The organism is Apilactobacillus nanyangensis (genome assembly GCF_016861915.1).
GTDB classification, from domain to species: Bacteria; Bacillota; Bacilli; order Lactobacillales; family Lactobacillaceae; genus Apilactobacillus; species Apilactobacillus nanyangensis.
In genome coordinates this window covers 41231-54947 of the sequence record NZ_BOLX01000008.1, presented here as the reverse complement: position 1 = coordinate 54947, position 13717 = coordinate 41231, and the positions used below count along the sequence as shown (strand labels likewise).

Genomic DNA, 13717 nt, shown 5'->3' with positions numbered 1-13717 from the left:
TCTCTTTGGTAGTCTTTTAAAACTCAATAAAAAAGAAAGTGACATGTCATATATCATCACCTTATTACATAGCAGACAGCTATCCATTTAGCCTTTTCGCCTTCTTATTCATATACTCGATCTGATTAATGGCACTTTTAATTGCCAATGTATTTTCTTCTGCTAAAAATAAAACTTCACCAGTTGGTAGATCACGTTTTCTCCCCACTCTTCCTGCTATTTGTACCAATGATGATGTCGAAAAGGCCTCGTCTTCTGCCCCAAACACAATTACATCGATTCCAGGAAAAGTAACACCTCTTTCTAAAATAGTGGTAGTAATCAAAAATAGCTTACGTTGTTCACGCATATCGGATACCTTTTCCATTCGTTTGTCATCACTAGAAAAGACGGTCTCCCATTTACTGACGTCAAACTGTTTTGCCAAAATATCACTGATTGGTTTTAAATCAGCAATGCGGGGCACAAACAACAAAAATCGTTGGTTTCTTTTAACCTTTTCGTCAATCTTATGCAACAGTATTCTTGGCAGCTTTTGTTTCTTCAAATTCTCACGCCACTTCTTTGTATACTTTAATTTAATCTCAGGTAATAGATGCCGGTGAAATCGAATTGGTAAGTAGCTAGCGGTTAACTTGTTTGTCTTGATTTTCTTGGTCATTAGATTAGTCGGTGTGGCCGTTAAAAACAGTTTGGCACTCTTTTCTTTCGTTGCATTGTCGACAGCAAAATGTAGTCCCTCATTATTTACAAATGGGAATGAATCAACCTCATCAATAATCAAGACATCAAAAGCCCGATAAAATCGCAATAGTTGATGTGTTGTGCAAATCGTCAGCTGCGCATAGTGATATGGTTGTGGATTACGGCCGTGTAAAAGAATCATCGATGTGTTAGCAAACGCTTCCTTAATTCTCGGGTAAAGTTCAACACAAACGTCTACTCGCGGTGATGCAATGCAGACTCGTTTGCCCTTAGTTAGCGCTTTTTCAATTCCTTTAAACAGCATTTCCGTCTTACCTGCCCCAGTAACTGCCCATAATAGGTGTGTCTTGTTGTTATCAAAGACTTCGATAATATCTTTAGAACACTTTTCCTGCTCGTTAGTTAATTGGCCCTGCCACGTTAAGACCGGCTGCTTAATTGCAAAATCATTTGGTTCGTCTGCATACACTAATGGAATACTTTTAGTTACCCGATCCAAATTAATGCAAACCGGACAATAATAATTATTGTTGGGCAATTTACACCTGTTTACGGGCGTTTTTTGTCCGCATCGTTTACAATAGATATTGTTACTGTTAACCTTAATTGGAACGTATTTATGAACAATTGAATTATCTAAAAGGTTTTTATCAACCATCGTGGCGTTGATTTGTCTGCCATATAATTCAGAAACATCTTTAATCATAATTATCACCATAATTAAGTACGAAAAAAGCTAATTTCTGAGGTGAAAACATTTAAATGGAAAAAGATTATCTCACAATTAAAGAAAATGGTATCAACGAGATTGATATCAAAAAATCGCAGTTTATCTGTTCAATCGCTAGAGTTTCAAATGAAGAAGAAGCAATTGCTTTCGTTAATAGCGTCAAAGAAGAACATAAAAAAGCCACTCACAACTGTCATGCCTATGTGATTGGCCAAGACGATTCAATTCAACGCGCTAGTGATAATGGTGAACCATCAGGAACTGCTGGTGTGCCAATACTAGAAGCGTTAAAAAACATCGGTGTTCACAACACTGCTGCCGTTGTCACTAGATACTTCGGTGGAATTAAGTTAGGTGCTGGAGGTTTAATCCGTGCTTATAGTAATGCCACCACCAAAGCCATCGAACACGTCGGCATCGTTAAAAAGATTTTACAAACAGAAATCACCATCGAGGTTGCTTATAACCTGTTTGATCAATTAAATTATCATTTAGAAGAAAACGGAATTAACATTATCGATACTCAATATACCGACAAGGTGTCTGTGATTGTTGCCATTGATAATCCCAAGATTGAAGAATTTAAACAAAAAGTGATTGATTTACTAAACGGTCGTGTGGAAATGCACGATGGCGATGAAAAATACTTTGAAGTTGATTATGATCCATACAAAAAAGAATGACCAAATGGCCATTCTTTTTTTAGTGGTTATCTTTACTTGTGTTTTCTTTAACGACTTTTTTAATTGCGTTTAGTAATGGTTGTCTATCCTTACCCGCTAAACCGATTGATTCAACGAATAGTTCCAAACCGATTAACGTTGCAATCGTTAGTAATATTGAACCCCAAATTGTTGAGATTGGGTATAGCAATGAAATGAATGAGAAAATCAAAGCAATTCCATAGATTACTAATACAGTTTGACGATGAGTCAATCCGATTTGCATCAAACGGTGATGTAAGTGTCGTTTGTCTGCATGCATAATTGGTTGCTTGTTTAACATTCTACGTAGGATTGCGTAAATTGTGTCAGTGATTGGAACACCAAGGATAATCACTGGAATAATTACGGTAATAAATGTCGCATTCTTCAATCCGTTCAATGAGAAGATTGAAATCATGAAACCGATGAACAATGAACCAGTATCCCCTAGATAAATTCTAGCTGGGAAAAAGTTATAAGGTAAAAATCCTAAACATGCTGCAACTAGTGCAAAAATCATGATTGAAACATAAACGTTTCCAACATTTAGGAAGAAGAACCCGGTAATTCCCATGGTGGTCAAAGCAATAACTGCCACCCCTGTTGCTAATCCATCTAGACCGTCAATTAAGTTAACGGCATTAGTGATTGCTAAAATCCAAATTAGAGTAACCGGTAAACTTAACCATCCCAAACTAAAAGTTCCAATGAATGGTAATGATACATTACTCATTTGAATATTTCCGAAGAAATAAACAATGATTGCTGCCAAGCTAATTCCAAATACCTTTTGGCGAGGCTTTAAGACAATAATATCATCGATTATTCCTGTAATAATGATAATTACCTGACCCGCAAACATTCCATAAAGTTGGTGGGTTGGCATCTGGCTTCTTAATAGAAACATCGTTGCAATCGTATACGAAAAAAATATTGCCAATCCCCCTAATGTCGGCATTGGAATTTTATTCATTCTTCGCTTATTTGGACTATCAATAGCTCCCCAGCGAAATGCTAGCTTTCTAATGAACGGTGTTACCACAGCAGAAATTAGCATTGTCGCGAACAGAGAAACGATAATTTCGAATTTTAGCATAGTCGTTATCCTTTCGTTTTATATTACTATTAATAAATTATACAAATGTAATAGATTAAAAACAAGGCAAAACAAAAAAGGTTCCCACAGGGAACCTTTTTTGTTACATCATTGGACCCATTGAAGGATTCATTGGATCTTTCTTTTCTTCTGGTAGATTGGCAACAACTGCTTCAGTAGTTAATAGTAATGCTGATACAGATGCAGCGTTTTGAAGTGCTGATCTTGATACCTTAGTTGGGTCAACAACTCCGGCCTTAACCATGTCTTCATATTCACCAGTAGCAGCATTGAAACCAATACCCATTTCTTTGCCTTTTAAATGTTCAACAACAATTGAACCATCAATTCCGGCATTGTGGGCGATTTGTCTAACTGGAGCTTCTAGGGCACGTAAAACAATGTTTACACCTGTCTTTTCGTCACCTTCAGCAGGAATTTCTTCTAAATCCTTTAGGATGTTGATGAAGGCTGTACCACCACCAGGAACAAATCCTTCTTCAACGGCAGCTCTAGTTGAGTTCAATGCATCTTCAATTCTGTACTTACGTTCTTTTAGTTCAGTTTCTGTGGCTGCACCAACACGGATAACAGCAACACCACCGGCTAATTTAGCTAAACGTTCACGTAGCTTTTCTTTGTCGAATTCTGATGTAGTAGTTTCTAGTTGGTTCTTGATTTCAGCAACACGTGCTGCAAGTTGGTCCTTGTCACCGGCACCTTGAACGATTGTAGTGTCATCCTTAGTAACGTTAACCTTGTTTGCTTGACCTAATTGGTCAATAGTTACGTCCTTTAGGTTTAATCCTAAGTCGTCAGTGATTAAAGTAGCACCTGTAAGAACTGAAATATCTTGTAGTTGAGCTTTACGACGGTCACCAAAACCAGGAGCCTTAACAGCAACAACGTTGAAAGTACCACGCATCTTGTTTAGTACCAATGTTGGTAGTGCTTCACCACCAATATCATCGGCGATGATTAGAAGTGAACGACCTTGTTCAACAACTGATTGTAGTACTGGTAGGATTTCTTGAATGTTGTTAATCTTCTTGTCAGTAACTAGGATGTATGGGTTGTCTAAGTCAGCTTGCATCTTGTCGTTGTCGGTAACCATGTATTGTGACATGTACCCACGATCAAATTGCATACCTTCTACAACGTCCATAGTTGTGTTAACACCACGTGAATCTTCAACAGTGATAACACCATCGTTTCCAACCTTTTCCATTGCGTCGGCGATTAGTTCACCAACTTCTGGGTTAGCAGCTGAAATTGAAGCGATTTGAGCAATGTCATTCTTGCTCTTAATTTCGTTTGACATCTTGTGTAGCTTTTCAACGGCTACTTCAGTTGCCTTTTCGATACCGCGACGAACACCAACTGGGTTGGCACCAGCAGTAACGTTCTTCATACCTTCGTTAACGATTGCTTGAGTTAATACAGTTGCAGTTGTAGTACCGTCACCGGCAATGTCATCAGTCTTTGATGCAACTTCTGATACTAACTTAGCACCCATGTTTTCAAAATGATTTGGTAGTTCAATTGACTTAGCGATTGTAACACCATCATTAGTAATGTTTGGTGTTCCTGTTGATTGTTCAACAACAACGTTTCTACCCTTTGGTCCTAATGTAGTCTTAACAGTGTTTGCAAGTTTATCAACACCTCTTAGCATTGAACGTCTTGCGTCTTCTGAGAATTTAACTTCCTTAGCCATTTTTTATTCACCCCATAATAAGTTTTTCTTTTTATTCAACGACTGCTAAAATGTCGCTTTCTTTTAGTACTAAATATTTTTGACCATCGTAGTCTACTGAAGTACCTGAATACTTGTCATAAACAACTTCGTCACCCTTCTTAACTTCTGGTGTAACAGTTTGGCCATTGTCTAAAACTCTACCGTTTCCAACGGCAACAACTTTACCAGTTTGTGGCTTTTCTTTAGCATTATTTGCTAACACAATGCCTCCAACTGTTTCTTCTTTAGCTTCTTGTGCTTCAATAATTACACGATCACCCAATGGTTTTAACATTTTGCTTGACCTCACTTTTTTTAATGTCTTTTATCAGTATTAGCAGTCATTTATTATAAGTGCTAATCACTATAAATAATATATTATTTTTTAGATTCATATGCAAGAATTTTAAACCCTACACGATATAATCCTACAAAAAAAGATGGGCCAATGGCTCATCTTTCCTATTCACCTTCATAGTGTTCAATGAAGTAAATTAATGTTTGTAATTCGTTAGTTAAATCAACGTTTTGTACTCTGACATTTTTGGGAACTGATAAACGTTTTGAAGTAAAGTTCATGATACCTTTTGCTCCACCCTTTACGGCTTCATCACACAAATCTTGAACTACGGTTGCTGGAACAGTAAAAATAACTACTTCAATTTGTTGATCTCTTAATTGTTCTTGTAAGTCTTTAACATCGTATACTGGTACACCACTTTGAACAGTGTTAATCATGTCGTCATGAATATCAAAGGCAGCTGAGATTCTTACGTTACTATCTTTATGAAAATTAAAGTGTAGTAAGGCTTGACCCAAATTACCTAAACCGACTAATGCAACATTTGTTAAGTGATCTTGATTTAGAATCTTCTTGAAGAAGTCTAATAAATTATCAACTTCGTATCCATATCCACGTTTTCCAAGAGCTCCAAAATAAGATAAATCTCTTCTAATGGTTGCTGAATCAACTTGAACTGCTTCAGCAAAAGTACTAGAGGATATTCTCTTTATTTTCGCGTCATGTAAACCGCTAAGATATCGATAATACATAGGCAATCTTTTAGCCGTTGCCCTAGGAATTTTAATATCCAAAATGTTCCCTCCCGAATCTTTCATAACATTTATGTATTCTATCATAAAAACAAAGTTTGTGAAAATATTATCATCTACTAAAAAAGATTGAACATTTTAATTTATCGGGGATAATATGCTAAAATAGTGAATATTACTGATAAAACAAGATAATTAGGAGGTGAATTTTATGATTATTTTACAAGCAAATAAAATGACAAAGAGATTTGGTGGGCAAGATCTTTTCACAAGCGTTAACTTGAGTATCGAAGAAAACAGTAAAGTTGCCTTGGTTGGTAGAAACGGTGCTGGTAAGTCAACCTTAGTGAAAATGATTTTGGGCGATGAACCAATCGATGAAGGCGAAGTCACCACCAAAAAAGGTATCACAATTGGGTACTTAGCCCAAAATACTGGCCTTACTTCTGATGCCACCATCATTGAAGAAATGACCAATGTTTTTGCTGATTTAATCGCTTTAGAAAATAAAATTCACGAATACGAAAACAAAATGGCCGATCCAAACATTAACTCGGATCCAGATAAGCTAGACGAAGTTTCACAAACTTATGATCAACTTCAAGCTGAGTTTTCTGCTAAGAATGGTTTTTCTTATCAAGCTGAAATCAAAGCTGTGCTAAACGGTTTTGGCTTTGGTGAGGAAATGTACGACCATAAGATTAGCGAATTGTCTGGTGGTCAACAAACCCAACTAGCAATGGCGAAATTACTTCTACAAAAGAAGGACCTATTAATTCTAGACGAACCTACCAACCATATTGATGTTAAGACCATCAGTTGGTTGGAAGATTATCTAAAGAGTTATCATGGTGCCCTTCTAATAATTTCCCATGACCGTTTCTTCATGGATAAGATTGTCGATCAAGTCTACGATTTAACACAAGGTCACATGACCCATTATGTGGGGAACTACTCTAGTTATGTTGAACAAAAGCAACTTAATTACCAACATCAACTAAAGGAATACGAAAAACAACAAAAGAAAATCAAAGAGATGAAAGATTTTGTTGATAAAAATATCGTCCGTGCATCCACTACCAAACGAGCTCAATCCAGACGAACTCAGTTGGAGAAAATGGAAAAAATCGCCGCACCAACGCGCGATGATAAATCAGCACGTCTTTCATTTACGCCTGAAAAGCAAAGCGGAAACGTCGTTTTAAATGTGCGTGATGCCGCAATCGGATATGATCATCAGATTCTATCTAAAAACATCAATATTGATGTTAAACGTAATCAAGCTGTCGCATTAATCGGACCAAACGGAATTGGTAAATCAACATTGCTAAAGACCATCATGAAGCAATTACCACTACAATCTGGTAAGATTGAACGAGGTACCGGCGTCCAAATCGGATACTACGATCAACATCAAGATAACTTACACCCTAACAAGACTGTCTTAAATGAAATTTGGGACGACTATCCTACTTATCCTGAACAACGTATTCGTTCAATTCTAGGTAGTTTCTTGTTCTCTGGTGAAGACGTTGAAAAAGTGGTCGGTAATCTTTCTGGTGGTGAAAAAGCCCGACTAGTCTTAACTAAGTTATCAATGAATCACGATAACTTTTTAATCCTGGATGAACCTACCAACCATTTGGACATCGATAGTCGTGAAGTGTTGGAAAATGCATTAATCAACTTTGATGGGACCATTTTATTCGTATCTCACGATAGATACTTCATCAATAAGTTAGCCACCCAAATCGTTGAACTATCCCCTGATGGTAGTGAACTATTCCTTGGTAACTACAACTATTATGTTGAAAAGAAGGAAGAACAAGCGGCCATTGAGGAACACAAAAAAGAAGAACAAGCTAAGACTGAAGATGTTTTCGATACAAAGCCAAAGTCACAAAATCAAAAAGAATTCATTGCTAACAAAGAGTTGCAAAAGCAGCAAAGAAAACTAAAACGTCAAGTTGAGGATTTGGAATCACAACTTGACGATGCTCAAAAGGATAAAACAGCCATTGAAGCAGAAATGGTTAAACCTGAAAACTTAAATGACATTGGAAAACTTAATGATTTACAAGCTAAACTAACCGATATCAACGCAAAGATTGAAGAGATTGAAACCAATTGGGAAAATGCAATGATGGAACTTGAATAAAATAAAAAAGATGAATCCAAAACGGATTCATCTTTTTTTATTCTTCATCTTCTAAAAGGTCAAATTCCAAACTTGGATCAGCATTCAAGTCAACGCCAGCAAAGACATTTTTCTTTGCCATGACGTATCCGGCTGCACCTATCATTGCGGCGTTATCACCACAAAGTTTGTTTGGTACCTTGATTAATTCAGTTGTATCAATCTTATCAATCGCCTCTTCTAAAGCACTGCGAAGCCCCTTATTAGCGGCAACTCCACCAGCCAAGATTAATTGAGAAACTGGATAGTCTTGTAATGCTCTAGTGGTCTTATCGACTAAAACATCAACGACGGCACTTTGGAAACTAGCCGCCAAATCGTTCTTATCCAATTCTTCATGAATTTGATCAGCATGGTGAGTAGTGTTTAGAAACGCACTCTTTAATCCACTGAATGAAAAGTCGAAGTTATCTTCTTTTTCCATCGCACGTGGGAAGTCAAAGGCATCCTTACCTTCGGCTGCCATTGCATCAACTTTAGGGCCGGCTGGGTAGTTAATTCCCAACACTCGACCAACCTTATCGTATGCTTCACCAGCAGCGTCATCCCTAGTTTCACCGATAATCTTAAAGTCGCCCTCTTCTTTCATTAAGACTAATTCAGTATGGCCACCGGAAACAACTAATGCCAAAGCTGGATAGTTAATCTTGGTAACAAAACGACTAGCCAAGATGTGACCGGCAATATGGTTAACAGGAATTAATGGGATATTATGAGCCCATGCAATGGTCTTGGCAGCAGTAACACCAATTAATAGTGCTCCAACTAACCCGGGACCATATGTCACAGCGATTGCGTCGATGTCATCGTATGAAACATCAGCTTGTTTCATTGCATCTTCAACACAGATAGTAATTTGTTCAATGTGATGTCTACTTGCGACTTCTGGAACCACTCCACCAAATCGCTTGTGACTATTGATTTGCGTTGCAACAACGTTTGATAATATTTTTTCGCCATCTTCGATAATGGCCACACTAGTTTCATCACAACTAGATTCAAAAGACATAATTATATGTGGTTGCACAAAAAAACCTCGTTTCATTAAATTCCAAAGTTATTTGGAATAGTTTCGTATAGACTTAAATCTAAAACCATATCAACGGCATCTTCGTGATCACCGTCGTAGTAATCCTTCTTTACACCAACTTGTTTGAACCCTAAGTCAGAATACAATCTTTGAGCTTTTACGTTACTAATTCTTACTTCCAAAGAAACAGTCTTGTAATTCAACTGACGAGCCTTCTTGATAATCTTAGCAATTAGGAAGTAACCTAATCCTCGCTCTTGGTACTCTGGTTTTACAGCAACGTTTGAAATATGACAGTCACCTTGTTTATCGTTTAAAGAACTACCAATAAAGGCAACTAGTTCATCTTCTTGACGTAATAGTAAATAAAAACGATCCAAGCGTGGCTTTAGCTCAGGTAAAAATGCTTCGTCAGTCCATGGTGCCTTACCATCGTAGACGTCACGTTCGATATCAACCATTTCTGGAATATCGGTAACCATTGCTTTAGCCAAGTAAAACTTATCGCCATTAATCTTTACGATATGGTTCTTGATATTTAAGTGTTCCTTTTTCATTAGGTGCGCGGTATTCACAAGTTTTTTCTGATACCAATTAATTAACTTTTTCAACATATGAAGTAACTTCTTCCCCGGGATGATTTTGTTTCCAATCTGCTTCAGCTTTAGTCAAACGTAAATATCTTGGTACAAATGCATGAATGTCTTTTACAGGTTCTAATGTTTGGCCATATAAACCTAATCTAGCAGCTTGTGGCAAGTTATCAAAACTATCAGTAAAAATAACTTTGTCATCGAACTTCTTCTTCAATGCATCTTCAAAATGTGGTGCGTCGGTACCGACAGCATATACAGTCTTATCTTTGCTATCGATTCTGTCTAACCATTTATCAAAGTCAGTATGACAATCCTCTAAGACGTTTTCTGGAATGCCATTCTTAATTTCGTAAAGTCCAGAAAAAACGTTATTGTTTCTAGCGTCAAAAATTGGCATTACCAGACTGCCTTCTTGCTTAATGTTTAGCGCTAGAGTCTGCAAACTTGATACACCAACTAGTTCAATTTCTAAAGTGTATGCCAAAGTTTTAGCTGTAGCAGTCGCAATTCTGATTCCAGTGTATGATCCTGGACCGTCTGCCACAACAACTCTTTGTAAGTCAGATGGTATTAAGTCCACCTTTTTCATTAGTTCATCAATAATTGGAAGTAAATATTCCGCATGCTTTTGATGAACAGTAGTTGTTTCTGTCGCTAATATTTGATTGTCATCCAAAATAGCAACAGTTAGTTGTCGATTGGATGTATCTAAAGACAATACTTTCATCCTGTTTTTCCGTCTCCCTAATAACTTTATTAATATACGTAATAATTCTAAAATAAATTATAACAAAAAAATAGGTGTCTCCATAATAAAAATGAACACACCCAGAAATATTTAATCATTTTTGCGCCAAGTAATGTTGGCAATTGCAGAATGACTGTCGCCACTCATAATTTCATGCTTAGTTAAAATTGAACCATCTTCTTGTTCTTCCATGTCGTAGTAGCTTTCTACGGTTGAACCATATTTAACTTCATTTTCGTATCTTAATAAGAAATGAGTTGGCGTATGGTTGGTCAAGAAGTCAGCTGGTAAGACGTTTACCATCCAATCCATGTAATGAGCATTGTTTACGTGTTGGTTTGAATCAATATCTGTATATCTTACGCGGAAGCTTTGTTTAGTTTCTTCGTTATATTGAACCTTTTGTGGTTTAGGCATCTTAGGAACTTGGTTAACCTTTTCAGCACCAAATGGTTCCACTGTTTCCTTTGGAATCGAAGCAATCTTTCTTTCCTTGTAGTTCATTGCTGCCCATAGACCAGTCATGTGCATTAACACTTCACCGGATTCACTTTCAATGGTGAATTCACGGTAGGCAAAGTACTTGTTGTATGACTTTGATTTAGTGTTAATGGTGATATTTTCATCAACCACTGGCATACGGTTAATATGAACATCGTATTGAATAACAACCCAAGTAACTCCGAACTGGCGGACAAATTCAGCACCGACACCAAGCTTATCACTATGGTCTTCAGAAGCTAAAATAATAACATCTAGCATCATCGCAATGGTCATACGACGAGTAAAATCAGCTTCATAGTAGGTAACTCGATGTTTTTCACTAAAAACAGTTGGTTGGTTTTCCATTATTATTCACTCCTAGATTTCGTGATAGATATTGTAAATCTCTTGTTTTTTAACTTTGTGTAACTTAGCAACCTCTTTGATTGCTGCATTGGTCTTCATGCCCTTACCAATAAACAAGTCAACTTGTTCTTGTATGGATAATCCAGCCAACTCATCTTGTTCCTGGTTTTCTTGGGTGGCATTTTTATTACCATCAACAATTACCACGAACTCACCACGAATTTGATTTGCTTCGGTCCATTCGATTAGTTCAGAAATGCTACCACGGTCGAATTCTTCGAACTTCTTGGTTAGTTCCCTGCACAATACCGCTTGGCGGTCGGAACCGAATACCTTTTGCATATTCTTAAGAGTCTTGTTCAAACGATGAGGAGCTTCATAGAAAATCAACGTTTCACTATGTTGGTTAAGTTCCTCTAGTTCGCTAATCTGATCACTATTCTTTCGATTTAAAAATCCAAAGAAATAAAATGGTTGTGGAACCAGTCCGGAAGCAATTAGCGCTGTTAATCCAGCATTTGCTCCGGGAAGTGGCACAACATTAATATCATTATCAACACATGCTTTCACTAGTTCTTGACCAGGATCACTAATTGATGGCATCCCCGCGTCACTAACTTGAGCAACATTTTGACCTTCATTTAAAGTTTGTACCAATTCATCAATACGGTAGCCTTTGTTATCTTCTCTAAAACTGATTTTCTTGGTATCAATCTCAAAATGATTTAGTAATTGTTGTGTATGACTAGGGTTTTCCGCAGCAATTAAATCAACTTCTTTAAGTGTCTTAATTGCACGAAAAGTCATATCATCTAGGTTTCCGATTGGTGTTGGAACTAGATATAATATTCCTTTATCTTGGTTAGCGGTAAAGCTATGTTGTTCTTGCACTTGGACTCCTCCAGATTAACGATTTAAGATTTCATTACAGAAAATACAACTTTCATCGTTTTCACGATGTGATCCATAAAACTCGATGCAGACATGGAATCCTTCGTTAAATAAGTGTTCCAAGTTTTCACGAGATTTAGATGAACGTGGTCTACTCTTCTTATTATCGCTTTCCACATTTTCTTTTTGTTCATTGATGAAATCATGTAAATGTTGATTTTCAATTCTTAGTTCTGCATTTTCTTCCATTACTTCAGTTAATGCTTTTCGAACTTCAGCAAATTGGCTCAACATCAATTCAGTTTGTGATTCTAAATCCTGAATTCCATCGTATAATTCACGTTTCTCCAAACAATTTCACCCCATTTAACTATTTAGTATTTTCATAATTTTTAATGTAGTAGCCTCTAATATATTTTGGAAACTAACGTTTACTGCCATTTGATTATTACAATTCAAGATTACTTCCATAATTTGAATTAATTTAGCCTCATTGATGCTTTGGCTCAATTGTTCAATATTTTGGGCTTGCTTTGGGAAGTTGTAATCCTTACTTCCAGTATACTTAGCATCTAAAACATCTTCAAATATTGAGAGCAGCATATCAATAATTACTTGGCGTTTACTACTATCACTAACTAACGGCATAATATTACTTTGTACCAGAACGAATGAAGTATTATCCCTTTGTACCAGCATACTAAACCACTGACTAATTGCAGAAATCACCTTAGTTAGCCATTCATCTTCCTGCCATTCTTGGACAGTCGACATTTGATTGGTTAGTCGTTTAATGATTTTAAACTGACTGGGAATCACTCCTAGATTAGTTAATTCCTCGTTAAACATTTTAGTATTTAACGGATTTAAATCAACCACCTGAGTTCTTGAGATAATGGTTGGTAGTATTAAGTTCTTATTGGTAGTTAGTAGAAACGAAACTATATTAGCTACAGGTTCTTCAATAAACTTTAACAAGCTGTTTGCTGCTCCTGTAGTCATCTTTTCAGCATCACAAACAATGAAGAACTTTTGGTTTCCTTCTAAACCACTTTTAGAAAATTCAGATTTTAAGTATCTGATTTGATCAACCTTGATACTCAATCCTTCTGGTTTAATGATTACAACATCTGGATGTTGTTGTTCTGCGATTCTACGACATTCATCACAATGTCCACAGGGCATTGAATCATCGGAAACGTTCTTACAAAACATTCTCATTGTTATAAACAACGCTAATGATAACTTTCCGACCCCTTCTTCACCATTGAATAGGTAGGAATGGGATAATTCGTGATTGTTCACCACTTGTAAAAATTGGTTCATCAGTGGTTTTTGCTTTTTTTCAGTCTCTGCAATCACTTGATTTTCGGTCATGTT

Annotated in this window: 14 protein-coding genes; 2 read left to right on the top strand and 12 right to left on the bottom strand. The window is 36.7% G+C overall.

Annotated elements, in window-relative coordinates; translation table 11 throughout:
• Positions 1 to 79 precede the first annotated feature (79 nt).
• The gene (locus JUD45_RS03725; RefSeq protein WP_236018482.1) at positions 80 to 1204 is read right to left on the bottom strand and encodes an ATP-dependent helicase ComFA; all 1125 of its coding nucleotides are present in this window, start codon (positions 1202 to 1204) and stop codon (positions 80 to 82) included.
• A gap of 263 nt (positions 1205 to 1467) precedes the next feature.
• On the opposite strand from JUD45_RS03725, the gene JUD45_RS03720 reads away from it, so the two are divergent.
• Positions 1468 to 2118, top strand: coding sequence for a YigZ family protein (locus JUD45_RS03720; protein WP_138726998.1), 651 nt, complete (start codon positions 1468 to 1470; stop codon positions 2116 to 2118).
• 19 nt (positions 2119 to 2137) lie between these two features.
• On the opposite strand, the gene JUD45_RS03715 is transcribed toward JUD45_RS03720, so the two are convergent.
• From JUD45_RS03715 to JUD45_RS03700, 4 genes are all read right to left on the bottom strand, one after another.
• A complete protein-coding gene (locus JUD45_RS03715) occupies positions 2138 to 3235 on the bottom strand; it encodes a glycosyltransferase family 4 protein (RefSeq protein WP_225424294.1) in 1098 nt (365 codons plus the stop codon).
• A gap of 103 nt (positions 3236 to 3338) precedes the next feature.
• Positions 3339 to 4952, bottom strand: coding sequence for a chaperonin GroEL (gene groL, locus JUD45_RS03710; RefSeq protein ID WP_053792505.1), 1614 nt, complete (start codon positions 4950 to 4952; stop codon positions 3339 to 3341).
• A 31-nt stretch (positions 4953 to 4983) separates the two neighbouring features.
• Entirely contained in the window at positions 4984 to 5268 is a 285-nt protein-coding gene (gene groES / locus JUD45_RS03705; protein WP_034531925.1) for a co-chaperone GroES, read from the bottom strand.
• Between the two features lie 167 nt (positions 5269 to 5435).
• Positions 5436 to 6071, bottom strand: coding sequence for a redox-sensing transcriptional repressor Rex (locus JUD45_RS03700; RefSeq protein WP_034532012.1), 636 nt, complete (start codon positions 6069 to 6071; stop codon positions 5436 to 5438).
• Between the two features lie 166 nt (positions 6072 to 6237).
• On the opposite strand from JUD45_RS03700, the gene JUD45_RS03695 reads away from it, so the two are divergent.
• Positions 6238 to 8184 (top strand): ABC-F family ATP-binding cassette domain-containing protein, encoded by a 1947-nt coding sequence (locus JUD45_RS03695; RefSeq protein ID WP_138726999.1) that lies wholly within the window; start codon positions 6238 to 6240, stop codon positions 8182 to 8184.
• A 37-nt stretch (positions 8185 to 8221) separates the two neighbouring features.
• Here JUD45_RS03695 and tsaD read toward each other — a convergent pair whose 3' ends face one another.
• The 7 genes from tsaD to holB form a co-directional block, all read right to left on the bottom strand.
• Positions 8222 to 9268, bottom strand: coding sequence for a tRNA (adenosine(37)-N6)-threonylcarbamoyltransferase complex transferase subunit TsaD (tsaD, locus tag JUD45_RS03690; RefSeq protein WP_138727000.1), 1047 nt, complete (start codon positions 9266 to 9268; stop codon positions 8222 to 8224).
• A complete protein-coding gene (rimI, locus tag JUD45_RS03685) occupies positions 9268 to 9867 on the bottom strand; it encodes a ribosomal protein S18-alanine N-acetyltransferase (protein WP_138727001.1) in 600 nt (199 codons plus the stop codon). The genes tsaD and rimI overlap by 1 nt, the downstream gene beginning before the upstream one ends.
• Positions 9848 to 10576, bottom strand: coding sequence for a tRNA (adenosine(37)-N6)-threonylcarbamoyltransferase complex dimerization subunit type 1 TsaB (gene tsaB / locus JUD45_RS03680; protein WP_138727002.1), 729 nt, complete (start codon positions 10574 to 10576; stop codon positions 9848 to 9850). The genes rimI and tsaB overlap by 20 nt, the downstream gene beginning before the upstream one ends.
• Before the next feature lie 111 nt (positions 10577 to 10687).
• Positions 10688 to 11446 (bottom strand): acyl-[acyl-carrier-protein] thioesterase, encoded by a 759-nt coding sequence (locus JUD45_RS03675; RefSeq protein ID WP_053791546.1) that lies wholly within the window; start codon positions 11444 to 11446, stop codon positions 10688 to 10690.
• Positions 11447 to 11458: 12 nt separating this feature from the next.
• A complete protein-coding gene (rsmI, locus tag JUD45_RS03670; RefSeq protein ID WP_138727003.1) occupies positions 11459 to 12337 on the bottom strand; it encodes a 16S rRNA (cytidine(1402)-2'-O)-methyltransferase in 879 nt (292 codons plus the stop codon).
• Between the two features lie 15 nt (positions 12338 to 12352).
• Entirely contained in the window at positions 12353 to 12688 is a 336-nt protein-coding gene (locus JUD45_RS03665; RefSeq protein ID WP_138727004.1) for a DNA replication initiation control protein YabA, read from the bottom strand.
• A 15-nt stretch (positions 12689 to 12703) separates the two neighbouring features.
• A complete protein-coding gene (holB, locus tag JUD45_RS03660; RefSeq protein WP_138727005.1) occupies positions 12704 to 13714 on the bottom strand; it encodes a DNA polymerase III subunit delta' in 1011 nt (336 codons plus the stop codon).
• Positions 13715 to 13717: the final 3 nt, after the last annotated feature.